We start from the raw sequence: 13,893 nt of genomic DNA on the forward strand, positions 1-13,893 counted from the left end.
CGCCGGTGGTCCGCGGCAGCCTGCCCGACATCTATGACGGCATCTACCGGGCGGCCTACTCCTATGGCATGTCGAAGAAGATGACGCAGCAGCTCATCCGGCTGCTCGCCTCCGACGTCGATTTCCAGTCCAGGCTCAGCCCGACCGACCGCATCGAGGTGCTGTTCTCGCAGCCCGAGGAGGACGACAGCGCCTCCGACGACTCCGAGCTTCTTTATGTATCGGCCTCGATCGGCGGGATGACGCGCAACCTCTACCGGTTCCAGCTCGAGGACGGCACCTTCGATTATTTCGACCAGGACGGGCGCAGCGCCGAGCAGTTCCTGCTGCGCAACCCCCTGCCCGGCGGCAGGTTCCGCTCAGGCTTCGGCGCGCGCAAGCACCCGATCCTCGGCTATGTGCGCATGCATACCGGCGTCGACTGGGCCGCCCCCGTCGGCACCCCGATCATCGCGGCCGGCAACGGCGTCATCGAAAAGGCCGGCTGGGCCGGCGGCTACGGCAAGCAGATCATGATCCGCCACGCCAACGGCTACGAGACCTCCTACAACCACCAGTCCGCTTTCGCCAAGGGCATCCAGCCCGGCGTCAAGGTGCGCCAGGGGCAGGTCATCGGCTATCTCGGCCAGACCGGCCTCGCCACCGGCCCTCATCTTCACTACGAGCTGATCGTCAACGGCACCAAGGTCGACCCGATGCGGGTCCGCCTGCCGCAGGGAAGGACGCTCAAGGGCGACGACCTCGTCGCCTTCAAGCGCGAGCGCGAGCGCATCGACGACCTGCTGAAACAGCAGGAATCAGACCCGCTGAAGGTGGCCAGCGCGAAGGTGGAAGGATAAGGCAGTAAGGCAGTAAGTGAATAGGGCAATAAGGGTTGCCTGGAACCTTGTTGCCTTACTGCCTTACTGCCTTACTGCCTTATTTCCCTAATCCACAAACTCCACCGGCACGCCCGGCTTCACCAGCTTCGCCAGTTCCGCCGCGTCCCAGTTGGTCAGGCGCACGCAGCCGTGGCTCTGGGTCTTGCCGATCCTCGACGGTTCCGGCGTGCCGTGGATGCCGTAGGTCGGCTTGTCGAGCGCGATCCAGATCGACCCCACCGGCCCGTTCGGTCCGGGCGGGATGGTCAGCACCTTGTCGTTGTCGCCCTGCTTGAAGTTGATCTTGGGATTATAGGTGTAGTTGGGATCGACCGCGACGCGCGACACCGCATGGGTTCCGCTCGGCGAGGGCGTGTCGGACGAGCCGATCGTGGCCGGGTAGGCTGCGACCAGCTTGCCGTCCTCATCATAGGCGAAGACCTGCTTCCTGCCTTTGTCGGCAACGATGCGCGCCACCGGCGTGGAGGCCAGCCGCCCGAAATTGGCGACGTTGACGATGGTGCCCGGCCGGTTGAAATTGACGCCCGGATTGATCGCCTTGAGATAGGCCTCGTCCATATGGAAGCGCTCGGCCAGGGCCTCGGTCACGGAGGTATAGGACAGCCGATCGAGCTTCGCCTTCGCGCCGTAGTCCTCCGGGACGGAGGCGACGTAGGGACCGGCGACGTCCTGCGGCGTGATGGTGTAGCGGGCGAAGGCGTCGCCACCGGATTTCGCCAGCGCCTCCTTGATGGCGGCGGTGTCGGTCGATCTGAGATTTGTGCTGTTGATGCGGTCGTAGGCCTTGAGCGCCTTGTCGACGTTGGAGCCGAAGCGCCCGTCGATCACGCCCGGCGACGCCCCGCCGCGGTCGAGCAGGACCTGAAGCGCGGCGACATCGGCGCGCGATCCGAGCGACAGCGACGGATCGACGACCGTATCGCCGATTCGCGGCGGCTCGATGGACGGCGGTTCGTTCGAAGGCGCTTCGCCGAGGGGCTTTTGGATGGCTGGCGCGGCGTCCTCTGCGCCGGACTGCGACGGATCGATCGACGCCTCGTCGAGCGGCTGGCGCTCGACCGGAGCATCGTTGGCCACCGGCGGCGCGCCTGCCCCGGTGCCTCCGGAACCATTGTCGCCATAGCCGCCGTAGTCCCCGTTGCCGTAGTCGCGCGGCGCCGGGGCTGGCGTTGGGGCTGGCGGGAACTGGTCGTCACGATATGTATAGCGACCGCCATTGCCGCCGTCGCCATAAGGATCGTCGTAGCCGTCGGCCGGTCCGAGCAATTCGCCTTCCTGCTCGCGCTGGCGGCGGCGGAATCGCGCCGTGTCCTCGGGATCGTCGAGATAGTAACGGTCGTCCCCCTGCGGCCCGTCGAAACGGCGCGCCCGCTCGCGAAGGCGCATCGCGCGGCGGTCGAAGCGCGAGCCCGGCGGCTGCACGGCGATGACCCGGCCGGTGCCGGCATCGACGATCACGCGGTTGCCTCGCCCGTCATAGAAGACCTGATAGTCGCCTGCCTGTGCGACGAGGATCTCGCTTTGCCCGGCCGCGTGCGCCGCGGGAGCGGAAGGCTCCGCCAGCGGCGCGCCCTGCGCCGCCTGTGCCGTCAGCCCTGCCGCCAAGGTGGAGAGGACAAGAATCGTGCGGACCATGTGGTCGAATATCTCCGGTCTTTCCCGCCGCCGTGCCGATCGATGCGCGGCGAACTCCAAAGCCACGCAACCGGCTACCCTGCCTATTGGTTCCAACATGAACCGGGCATGAAGATGGCGGGGCGAGTCGATTCCGCTTTCCCCTTTTTGCCGCATGGCCGGCTGCGGCGATGCGAAAGAGCCCAAACCCCGCGACAAGCGGCCGCTGTCGGCCAATCGTGTTCGTGTCAGCGCCAGCCGAGCGCCGGCGCGACATGGGTCAGGATCGCCTCGATCACATGCGCGTTATAGTCGACGCCGAGCTGGTTCGGCACGGTGAGCAAAAGCGTGTCGGCTTCGGCGATCGCCTCGTCCTCGGCCAGTTCCTTGACCAGAACGTCGGGCTCGGCGGCATAGCCGCGGCCGAACACGGCCCGCACCTCCGGCTCGATATAGCCGAACTGGTCGCTGCCGCCGCTGTTGCCGAAATAGGCGCGGTCGCGGTCGTCCATCAGCGCGAAGATGCTGCGGCTGACCGACACGCGCGGCTCGTGCGCGTGGCCGGCTTCCTTCCAGGCCTCGCGGTAGAGCCTGATCTGCTCGGCCTGCTGGATATGGAACGGCTTGCCGTTCTCGTCGAACTTGAGCGTCGAGCTTTGCAGGTTCATGCCGAGCTGCGCGGCCCATTGCGCGGTGCCGTTGGTGGCCGCGCCCCACCATATCCTGTCGCGCAAACCCTCCGAATGCGGTTCAAGCCGCAGAAGGCCTGGCGGGTTGGGAAACATCGGACGCGGATTCGGCTGCGCGAACCCCTCGCCCTTCAGCAGTTGCAGGAATACCTCGGCGTGCCGGCGCGCCATGTCGGCGTCGGTCCTGCCCTCCTCCGGCGCGTAGCCGAAATGCCGCCAGCCGTCGATCACCTGTTCAGGCGAACCACGGCTGATGCCGAGTTGCAGGCGCCCGCCGGCGATCAGGTCGGCTGCGCCGGCGTCTTCGGCCATATAGAACGGGTTCTCGTAGCGCATGTCGATGACCGCCGTGCCGATCTCGATGCGCTTCGTCCTCGCGCCGACGGCAGCCAGCAGCGGGAACGGCGAAGCAAGCTGTCGCGCGAAGTGATGGACCCGGAAATAAGCACCGTCCGCGCCGAGTTCCTCGGCGGCGACCGAAAGCTCTATCGACTGCACAAGCGCATCGGATGCCGACCGCGTCTGCGAATGCGGCGACGGCGTCCAGTGCCCGAAGGACAGAAACCCAATCTTTTTCATGGGAGAACCCTTGTCGTAAAATCAACGCCCCGCCTCGCGGCGGGGCGTCTCGTTCGGAGCGGCTGTAAAGAGCGGCGTTCAGGCCGCCGCTTCTTCCTTCACCACGGTCGGCTTCGACCGGAAGTTCAGCCTGTCGGAGCCGGCGGTCACCTTGACGGTCGAACCGTCGAGGATGTCGCCGCCGAGGATCTTTTCGGCCAGCGGGTCCTGCAGTTCCTTCTGCATGACGCGCTTGAGCGGGCGGGCGCCGTAGGCTGGGTCGTAGCCCTTGTTCGCCAGCCACTCGACCGCATCGTGATCGAGATCGAGCGTGATCTTGCGATCGACAAGCAGCTTCTCCAGCCGCTTGAGCTGGATCTCCACGATCCGGCCCATATCCTGCCGGCGCAACCGGTGGAACAGGATGATCTCGTCCACCCGGTTGAGGAACTCCGGCCTGAAATGCGCCCTGACGACGTTCATCACGTCCTCGCGCACGAGGTCGACATCCTGGTCCTCCGTCAGATTGACCAGATAGTCCGACCCGAGGTTCGAGGTCATGACGATCAGCGTGTTGCGGAAATCGACCGTGCGACCCTGCCCGTCGGTCAGGCGACCGTCGTCCAGCACCTGCAACAGCACGTTGAACACGTCCGGATGCGCCTTCTCGATCTCGTCGAACAGGATCACCTGATAGGGCCGTCGCCTGACCGCTTCCGTCAGCACGCCGCCCTCCTCGTAGCCGACATAGCCGGGAGGCGCGCCGATGAGGCGGGCGACGGAATGCTTCTCCATGAACTCGCTCATGTCGATGCGCACCATCGCCGTCTCGTCGTCGAACAGGAACGAGGCCAGCGCCTTGGTCAGCTCCGTCTTGCCGACGCCGGTGGGGCCGAGGAACATGAACGAGCCGATCGGTCGGTTCGGATCCTGCAATCCCGCGCGGGCGCGCCGAACGGCCTTGGAAACGGCCTGTACCGCCTCGCCCTGGCCGACGACCCGCTTGGCGATCTCGTCTTCCATGCGCAGCAGCTTGTCACGCTCGCCTTCCAGCATCTTGTCGACCGGAATACCGGTCCAGCGCGACACCACATGGGCGACGTGGTCGGGGGTGACCACCTCTTCCACCATGCCGCCGGTCTTGCCGTCCTGGGCTTCGGCCTCCTTCAGCTTCTTCTCCAGTTCGGGGATGCGGCCATAGGCCAGTTCGCCGGCCTTCTGGAACTCGCCCTTGCGCTGGGCGGCGGCAAGCTCGTTGCGCGCCTCGTCGAGCTGCTTCTTCAGGTCGGCAGCCTCGCCGAGCTTGGCCTTCTCGGACTGCCACTTTGCGGTGAGTGCGGCAGACTCCTCTTCCAGCCCGGCCAGTTCCTTCTCTAGCCTGGCGAGCCGATCCTTGGAGGCATCGTCCTTCTCGACCTTCAGCGCCTCGCGCTCGATCTTGAGCTGCATGACGCGGCGGTCGATCTCGTCCAGTGCCTCGGGCTTGGAATCGACCTGCATCCTGAGCCGCGAGGCGGCCTCGTCCACCAGGTCGATGGCCTTGTCGGGCAGGAAGCGGTCGGCGATGTAGCGGTTCGACAGCGTCGCCGCCGACACCAGCGCCGAGTCCGAGATGCGCACCTTATGGTGCTGCTCGTACTTCTCCTTCAAGCCGCGCAGGATGGAGATGGTGTCCTCCACCGAAGGCTCGTCGACGAAGACCGGCTGGAAGCGGCGGGCAAGAGCCGCGTCCTTCTCGATATATTTGCGATATTCGTCCAGCGTGGTGGCGCCGACGCAGTGCAGCTCGCCGCGCGCCAAAGCGGGCTTCAACAGGTTGGATGCGTCCATCGCGCCGTCCGCCTTGCCCGCGCCAACCAGCGTGTGCATCTCGTCGATGAACAGGATGATACCACCCGCGGCCGCCGTGACCTCGTTGAGCACCGCCTTCAGCCGCTCCTCGAATTCGCCGCGATACTTGGCGCCTGCGATCAGCGCGCCCATGTCGAGCGCCATCAACTGCTTGTCCTTGAGCGATTCGGGCACGTCGCCGTTGACGATGCGCAAGGCGAGGCCTTCGGCGATGGCCGTCTTGCCGACGCCGGGCTCGCCGATCAGCACCGGATTGTTCTTGGTGCGCCGCGAAAGGACCTGGATGGTGCGGCGAATCTCGTCGTCGCGGCCGATAACCGGATCGAGCTTGCCTTCGCGGGCGTCCTTGGTGAGGTCGCGCGCATATTTCTTCAGCGCGTCATAGGCCTGCTCAGCCGAGGCGCTGTCGGCCGTGCGGCCCTTGCGCAGGTCGTTGATGGCGGCGTTCAGCGCCTGCGCGGTAACGCCGGCCTTGGCCAGGATATCGGACGTCTTGGCCGACTTCTCCATAGCCAGCGCCTGCAACAGCCGCTCGACCGTCACGAAGGAATCGCCGGCCTTCTTGGCCAGATCCTCGGCAGTGGAAAACACCTTGGCCAGCGGCTGCGCCATGTAGAGCTGGCCGTTGCCGCCCTCGACCTTCGGCAGCGCGTCGAGCGCGGCGTCGACGCCGAGTTCGACGTCGCGCGGCCGGCCGCCGGCACGCTCGATCAGCGAGGCGGCCAGGCCTTCGTTGTCGTCGATCAGGGCCTTGAGAAGATGCTCGGGGGTGAACTGCTGGTTGTCGCGGTTGAGCGCATATTGCTGGGCAGACTGGATGAAGCCGCGCACGCGCTCGGTGTATTTTTCAAGATTCATATATGTTGTCTCCTTCCGTCACCGGCCCGCTTCGCGGCACCGGATCAGCCTTGGCGACAGACTCTCTCTGGAAGAGCAAAGTCTCGCTGGAAGGAATATGGGCAGGTCGTCCCGTTTGCTCAAGGATGAGGCGACGCGGCAGCGCAAAAAAATCGAACCACATGACGGCCCGAAAGACATACGCCCGCACCTGAACCTGGCTTCCCGAACACCAGGGCTTCACGAACACTGGGGCTTCTTGAACACCGAGGCTCCGAACGCCGGAAACCAAAAGGCGGGGCACAAGCCCCGCCTTTCACCCGCCATCAAGGCGGAAAACAGTTCGCCAATGCCGCCGGCGCGTCAGCCCTCGGCCACCGCTTCCGCGGCTTCGCCCGAAGCCGGCTCGGCGGCATCGGATCCGGCCTGTTCGGCCTCCGGCCGGGCGCTGCGGCGCGGGCGGCGGGTCCGCCGAGGCGCCGACGCCTCGGCGCCGTTCTCGTTCTGCTCGACCTGGGCGGCCAGTCCGGCCGGCCCCATATCCGCAGAGGAAACCGGCGCGCTTTCGGTCTCCGTCGCATCGTCGGAACCATTGGCCTCGCCCTGCGAGGCGTTGCGCTCGTGGCGCTGGCCGTTGCGACGGTCCCGGTTCTGGCGATTGCCGCGGTTGCCGCCTTCGTTGTTACCATTGTCGCGGCTTGCCTCATCGCGGCCGCCATGGCTGCCGTTGAGCGCCACTTCGGCCGGCGTGCCGTCGATCACCGGCTGTGGGCCGGCGCCGTGGTTGACGGCGGGAACCTGGGCTTCCCCGACGGCCGCGCCGTTCTCGAAGTCCTCACGGTCCTCTTCCTCGTCGTCGAGGTCGTCGCGGTTCTGCTGATTCTGCTGGATCGGCATCTGCGCCTGAGCGGCGGCGATGATGCGGTTGTAGTGCTCGGCGTGCTGGAGATAATTCTCGGCCATCACCCGGTCGCCGGAGCTCTGCGCATCGCGGGCGAGCGCGGCGTATTTCTCGGCGATCTGCTGGGCGGAACCGCGGATCTTCACGTCCGGCCCGTTGCTCTCGTAATTGCGGTTGAGCGGATTCGGCCCGCGGCGATTGTTGTTATTGTTGTTGTTTCCACCGCCGCCATTACGGCCGCGCATGCGCCTGTTCTGCTGTTGTGGCCTCATCAGGACTCTCTTCCATTGCGAAGCTTGAAAAATATGGTGCGCACGGCGGCGCTCATGCAGCCTGCCGTTTCGCTGTTCCACCGGCGATCGCCCGCATCGATAGCGTTGGCGTCACGTCATCCCGTTCCGGTTACATCACTTGCCGAATGATTCCCGCACGAAGCTTGGGCGTCGTTTGCGCAAGAAGGCAGATATTTCCAAGGAAACCGAATCGCTTAGGAGCACTGCCTGCTTCGTTCATCCGGTTGGGGCGGACCCTAATCGTATTTTCACCGGCTTGCCAAGCGTTATTTTTGTCGCGCACGGCATTTTACCTGGGCTTGAAGACCAGAACGCGATCGTTTCCCGCAAGATCGCGCCGCGCGTCGACCACATCGAAATCCGCTTCGGCGAATATCGCGCTGACGTCCTGTTTCTGCGTGTTGCCGATCTCGACCGCCACGATGCCGTCTTCTTCCAGATGGTTCGCCGCACTGTCCGCTATAGCCCGATAGGCATGAAGCCCGTCCTGGCCGCCGTCCAAGGCCCTGTGCGGATCGAAATCGCGCACTTCCTTCTGCAGCGTTTCGATGGTGTTCGACGATATATAGGGCGGGTTCGAGACGATTGCATCGTATCGGCCCGAAATTTTCGCGAACCAGTCGGATTTTCTGGCGCAGAACCGCTCCGCGAGGCCAAGGGTCCGGGCATTGGTGGCAGCCGTTGCCAGCGCGTCATCGGAAATATCCGCTCCCGTTGCCCGCGCCGCCGGCGCCAGATGAAGCAGCGCCAGCGCGATCGCTCCCGTCCCGGTGCCGAGGTCGAGAATGGAGCATTCGCCTTGGCGCGCTACGCTCTCCCGCACGAAGGGCAGCACGGCATCGACCAGCGTTTCGGTGTCCGGCCGCGGTTCCAGTGTCTGCGGGGACAGGGACAGCCGCAGCCCGTAGAAATCGCGGAAGCCGAGGATGCGGTGGACAGGTTCGCCGGATATGCGGCGCGAAAGCGCGGCATCGATCGCCTCGACGAGGTCGGACCCGACTTCGCGCTCGGGATACGTGATCGCATCGATGCGCGTCGTGCCGGAAAAATGCTCGACGAGGAGGCGCGCATCAAGGGTGGCCTCGGGGATGCCGGCGTCGGTCAGGTGCTGGCGGGCGCGCTGAAGTGTTTCCCGAAGAGAAAGCGACTTACCCCCACCCCTGACCCCTCCCCGCAAGGGGGAGGGGGACTTGGTGTGCGGCAACTCCCCCTCCCCCTTGCGGGGAGGGGTTAGGGGTGGGGGTGATTTCATCGCAAGTGACGGCCGACGGTAATGAACGGCAGCGGCATTCACCCCTCCTCCATGTCCGCCAGAAGCTTCGATTGGTGGTCGGCGATCAGCGCGTCGACGACCTCGTCGAGTTCGCCTTCCATCACCCGGTCGAGCTTGTAGAGGGTGAGGTTGATGCGGTGGTCGGTCAGCCTTCCCTGCGGGAAATTGTAGGTGCGGATGCGCTCCGAGCGGTCGCCGGAGCCGACCTGGAGCTTGCGCGATTCCGAACGTTCCTCGGCCGCGCGGCTGCGCTCCATGTCGTAGAGCTTGGCGCGCAGGATCTGCATGGCGCGCGCCCGGTTCTGGTGCTGCGACTTCTCCGCCTGCACCACCATGATGCCGGTCGGCAGGTGGGTGATGCGCACGGCCGAATCGGTGGTGTTGACGTGCTGACCGCCGGCGCCGGAGGCGCGCATCGTGTCGATACGGATATCCTCCGGCCTGATCTCGATGTCGACCTCCTCCGCCTCGGGAAGCACCGCCACCGTGGCGGCGGAGGTGTGGATGCGCCCCTGCGCCTCGGTCTCCGGCACGCGCTGCACGCGATGCACGCCGGATTCGAATTTCATATGGGCGAACACGCCCTTTCCCGCGACTTGCGCGATGATCTCCTTGTAGCCGCCCATTTCGCCTTCGCTCGCCGAGGCCACCTCGACCCGCCAGCCTTTCCCGGCGGCGTAGCGCTCGTACATGCGGAAAAGGTCGCCGGCGAACAGCGCGGCCTCGTCGCCGCCGGTGCCGGCGCGGATTTCCAGGATGGCGCTGCGCTCGTCCGCCGCGTCCTTCGGCAGAAGCAGGATCTGGATACCCTTCTGGAGCGCCTCGATCTTCTCCTCGACGCCGGGAAGATCGGCCTCGGCCAGCGCCCGCATCTCCGCATCCGTCGCCCTGTCCTCGAGCATGGCGTGGAGATCGGCCTCCTCCTGCTCGGCGCCGCGCAGCGCGCGGATCTTGGCGACCATGTCCTGCATGTCGGCATATTCCGACGCCATCCTGACATAAGCGTCGGGCGCCGGGCCGGCGGCCATCTGCGCCTCGAGCATCTCGAAGCGCTTGACCACCTGGTCCATGCGGTCGCGGGGAAGGGAGATCATGATGCTGTGTGACGGTTGGAGTGCATGGCCGGCACATAGCCGAGATCGCCTGAAATCTCAACGAGCCGTGGCGGAATGCGGCGGTCAGCCATCCTGGAACGCCGGAGTCCGGGCGGCCGTCCGCCCTCGCCATGCCAACGGAAACAGGCCAGCCAGCGCCCTAAACCGGTATTCCACGGTCGTCGGCGAAGGCCTGCAGCAGCGCCCGCATGGGCACCTTTGCCGCCGGCGCGTCGAGATTGTCGGCGAAGAACGCCTCCAGTTCCTTCAGCGGCAGTTCCCTCAGCATCGCCTTGACCGGGCCGATGGAGGCCGGCGACATCGAGATGGACCGGAAGCCAATGCCGGCCAGCGCCATGGCCGAGATCGGCTTGCCGGCCAGTTCGCCGCACAGCGTCACCGGCGTGCGGTTGCGGCGGCCCGCATCGGCGATCGTCTTCAGCGCGCGCAGGAACGGCGCGCAAAGCGGATCGAAGCGGTCGGCCAACCGCGTATTGCCGCGGTCCACCGCCATGACGAACTGGAACAGGTCGTTGGAGCCGACCGAGACGAAATCCACCGCCTTCATCAGCTCGTCGAGCTGGAACAGCAGCGACGGCACCTCGAGCATCGCGCCGAGCTTCAGGCTGGTCGGCAGGTGATGCGCGAAGCGCGACAGGTGGCGCACCTCCTTGTCGATGATCTCGCGCGCCTGGGCGATCTCGGACAGTTCCGTGACCATCGGCAGCATCAGCTTGAGCTCACGCCCGCCGGCCGCCTTGAGCAGCGCGCGGATCTGCGTCTTCAGCAGGCCCGGCCGGTCGAGCGTGAGGCGGATGGCGCGCCAGCCGAGCGCGGGGTTCTCCTCCTGTTCGGCGTCCTTGAAATAGGGCAGGACCTTGTCGCCGCCGATATCGATGGTGCGGAAGGTGACGGGCTTGCCGTGCGCAGCTTCCAGCACGTCGCGATAGAGCCTCTCCTGCGCCTCGGCGCGCGGGAAGGCGGAGGCCACCATGAATTGCAGCTCGGTGCGGAACAGGCCGATGCCGGCCGCGCCCGAATCGGCCAGGTGCGGAAGATCGACCGACAGGCCGGCATTGATAAGCAGGTCTATTCCCACGCCGTCGCGCGTTTCGGACGGCTTGTCGCGCAGCTCGCGATAGAGTTCCTGCCGACGCGCCCGGAAGCGCACCTTCTCCGCATAGGCCGTCTCGAGATCGGGCTGCGGCCTCAGATGGATCGCGCCCTCCTCGCCGTCGACGATGACCGGATCGCCGTTTTCCGCCATGGAAACCGCGCCCTTCATCTGGCCGACGACGGGAATGCCCATCGCGCGCGCCACAATGACGACATGGCTGGTGGCCGCGCCGTCCTCCAGCACCAGCCCGCGCAGCTTCTCGCGCGGATAGTCGAGCAGTTCGGCCGCCCCCATCGAGCGGGCGACGATGATGGCGTCCTTGGGCAGCGACTGGGCGATGTCCTCCGGCCCGCGGCCCATCAGCTGGCGCAGGAGCCGGTTGGCGAGATCGTCGAAGTCGCTCATGCGTTCGCGCAGATAGGGATCGGTCATGTGTATCATGCGCGCGCGCATGTCCGACTGCACCTTCTCCACGGCCGCTTCCGCCGTGAGGCCGTTGCGGATCGCCTCCTCCAGACGCCTGACCCAGCCGCGGTCGTTGGCGAACATGCGGTAGGCTTCCAGCACCTCGCGATGCTCGCCTTCGAAAGCCACGTCGCGGCGCGACAGCATGTCGTCGATGGACAGCCTGAGCGAGTTGAGCGAGGTCTCCAGCCGCCGCACCTCCTCTTCACTGTCCTCGTTGAACAGGTTGGTCACCACGATGCGCGGCTCGTGAAGGACGACATGGCCGAGCCCGATGCCGTCGTTGAACGCCGAACCGGTGAAGGAGACCGGCCGCCTCAGGTCCAGCTCGACGCCGGTCCTGTTCAGCCGCGACAGATCGCCAGTCGCGATCATCTCGGCGATGACCATCGCCGTGGTTTCCAGCGCCTCGACCTCGTCCTCGCGATAGTTGCGCATGGTCTTGTTCTGGACGACGAGCACGCCGAGTGTGCGCCCTGCCCTCAGCACCGGCACGCCGAGGAAAGAGTGATAGATCTCTTCGCCCGTCTCCGGCAAATAGGCGAAGGCGGGGTGTTCCTGCGCGTTGGACAGGTTGAGCGGCCGCGCGCTGGCGGCGATCGTGCCGACGAGGCCCTGCCCGAGCCGAAGCTGGGCGAGGTGGACCGCATTCTTGTTCAAACCTTCGGTGGCGTAGAGTTCCAGCACCGAGTCGGAGCGCAGCACGTAGAGCGAGCAGACTTCCGCGACCATGTTGGCGGCGATGTCGTGCACGATCCGGTCGAGCCGATCCTGCGGCTCCATCGGCTCCTGCATGAGCTCGCGGAGCCGTCTCAGCAGTACGCGCGGGCCGCTGGCCGTATCACGCATCGCGACGGTGTTCTCCAATGGCCATCGTTCCGGCGCGGCCCCCGCCGCGCGCGACACGATCCGACAAATCACTCTACCAGATTATTGCTTATCGAGACCGTAGACGGAATGCAAAGTCCGCACCGCCAATTCCGTATAGGGACCGTCGATCAGGATCGATATCTTGATCTCCGAGGTGGTGATGGCGCGGATGTTGATCGACTTCTCGGCCAGCGCCTTGAAGGCGGTGGCCGCGACGCCGGCATGGCTCCTCATGCCGATGCCGATGACCGATACCTTGGACATGCCGTCGTCATGCTGGACGACGTCGAACCCGACGGTCTCCTTCACCTTGTCGAGCACCGCGAGCGCCTTGGCCACGTCGCCCGATGGCACGGTGAAGGTCATGTCGGTGGACTTGCCATCCTCCGAGATGTTCTGGACGATCATGTCGACATTGATGTTGGCCTCGGCCAGCGGACCGAAGATGCCTCCGGCCACGCCGGGCCGGTCGGCGACGCGCCGCAGCGAGATCTGCGCTTCGTCCTTGGCGTAGGCAATTCCGGTGACGACCTGCTGTTCCACGATTTCATCCTCGTCGCAAATAAGCGTTCCGGGCGGGTTGTCGAAATCGCCCATGCCGGGCGCGTCCGGATCGTCGAAGGACGAACGGACGAAGGTGCGCACCCGGTGCACCATGGCAAGCTCCACCGAGCGCACCTGCAGAACCTTGGCGCCGAGCGAGGCCATCTCCAGCATCTCCTCGAAGGAGATTTTTGCAAGCCGCCGCGCCTTGGGCTCGATGCGCGGGTCGGTGGTGTAGACGCCGTCCACGTCGGTATAGATGTCGCAGCGGTCGGCCTTGACCGCCGCCGCGATGGCGACGGCGCTGGTATCGGAGCCGCCGCGCCCCAGCGTCGAGATGCGGTTGTCGGGCGCGATGCCCTGGAAGCCGGCGACGACAGCCACCTGCCCCTCGCCGAAGCGCTTGACCAGCAGCGAACCGTCGATGTCGGCAATGCGTGCCGCGCCATGTGCACCGTCTGTGCGGATTGGCACCTGCCAGCCCTGCCAGGAGCGGGCATTGACGCCCATCGATTGCAGCGCGATCGCCAGCAGGCCGGAGGTGACCTGCTCGCCCGACGCGACGATCGCGTCGTATTCGCGCGCATCGAAAAAGGGACTGGAGGCGCCCGTCGCCTTCGGCATGCCCTGCACCCAGCCAACCAGTTCGTTGGTCTTGCCCGACATGGCCGAGACCACGACGGCGACCTCGTGGCCGGCATCCACTTCGCGTTTGACGTGCCGCGCCACATTGTGGATGCGGTCGAGATCGGCGACGGAGGTCCCGCCGAACTTCATCACGATGCGCGCCATGAAAGCGATATGCCCTTGGATCTGCGGCCGAGGCCCCGGAAACGAATGGAAGCCGCCGGCGCAAGCGCACCGGATGCGCCGCCTCCTTAGCCAAACAGCCCCCCTTTCGCAAGCG

Annotated in this window: 9 protein-coding genes (1 of these 9 cut by a window edge); 1 reads left to right on the plus strand and 8 read right to left on the minus strand. The window is 65.8% G+C overall.

Translation table 11 applies throughout. The annotated features are described in order from the left end of the window. Positions 1-839 carry the 3' portion of a peptidoglycan DD-metalloendopeptidase family protein gene (locus ABMA46_RS06175; protein WP_348998421.1) on the plus strand. It extends 1,117 nt beyond the left edge of the window, so only the last 839 of its 1,956 coding nucleotides appear in the window; its start codon lies beyond the left edge, outside the window; its stop codon occupies positions 837-839. 87 nt (positions 840-926) lie between these two features. On the opposite strand, the gene ABMA46_RS06180 is transcribed toward ABMA46_RS06175, so the two are convergent. The 8 genes from ABMA46_RS06180 to ABMA46_RS06215 form a co-directional block, all read right to left on the minus strand. Then, entirely contained in the window at positions 927-2,516 is a 1,590-nt protein-coding gene (locus tag ABMA46_RS06180; protein WP_348998422.1) for a L,D-transpeptidase family protein, read from the minus strand. A 227-nt stretch (positions 2,517-2,743) separates the two neighbouring features. Further along, positions 2,744-3,763, minus strand: coding sequence for an LLM class flavin-dependent oxidoreductase (locus ABMA46_RS06185; RefSeq protein ID WP_348998423.1), 1,020 nt, complete (start codon positions 3,761-3,763; stop codon positions 2,744-2,746). 78 nt (positions 3,764-3,841) lie between these two features. Then, a complete protein-coding gene (clpB, locus tag ABMA46_RS06190) occupies positions 3,842-6,451 on the minus strand; it encodes an ATP-dependent chaperone ClpB (RefSeq protein ID WP_348998424.1) in 2,610 nt (869 codons plus the stop codon). 342 nt (positions 6,452-6,793) lie between these two features. Continuing rightward, positions 6,794-7,603, minus strand: coding sequence for a DUF4167 domain-containing protein (locus tag ABMA46_RS06195; RefSeq protein WP_348998425.1), 810 nt, complete (start codon positions 7,601-7,603; stop codon positions 6,794-6,796). Between the two features lie 310 nt (positions 7,604-7,913). Further along, positions 7,914-8,801, minus strand: coding sequence for a peptide chain release factor N(5)-glutamine methyltransferase (prmC, locus tag ABMA46_RS06200; protein ID WP_348998551.1), 888 nt, complete (start codon positions 8,799-8,801; stop codon positions 7,914-7,916). 113 nt (positions 8,802-8,914) lie between these two features. Continuing rightward, a complete protein-coding gene (gene prfA, locus ABMA46_RS06205; RefSeq protein ID WP_348998426.1) occupies positions 8,915-9,991 on the minus strand; it encodes a peptide chain release factor 1 in 1,077 nt (358 codons plus the stop codon). Between the two features lie 160 nt (positions 9,992-10,151). Beyond that, positions 10,152-12,422, minus strand: coding sequence for a phosphoenolpyruvate--protein phosphotransferase (ptsP, locus tag ABMA46_RS06210; RefSeq protein ID WP_348998427.1), 2,271 nt, complete (start codon positions 12,420-12,422; stop codon positions 10,152-10,154). An 81-nt stretch (positions 12,423-12,503) separates the two neighbouring features. Further along, positions 12,504-13,778 carry an aspartate kinase gene (locus ABMA46_RS06215; protein ID WP_348998428.1) on the minus strand — a complete coding sequence of 425 codons (1,275 nt, stop codon included), beginning with the start codon at positions 13,776-13,778 and terminating at the stop codon, positions 12,504-12,506. Positions 13,779-13,893: the final 115 nt, after the last annotated feature.

Source organism: Mesorhizobium hunchu (assembly GCF_040081975.1).
GTDB lineage: Bacteria > Pseudomonadota > Alphaproteobacteria > Rhizobiales > Rhizobiaceae > Mesorhizobium > Mesorhizobium hunchu.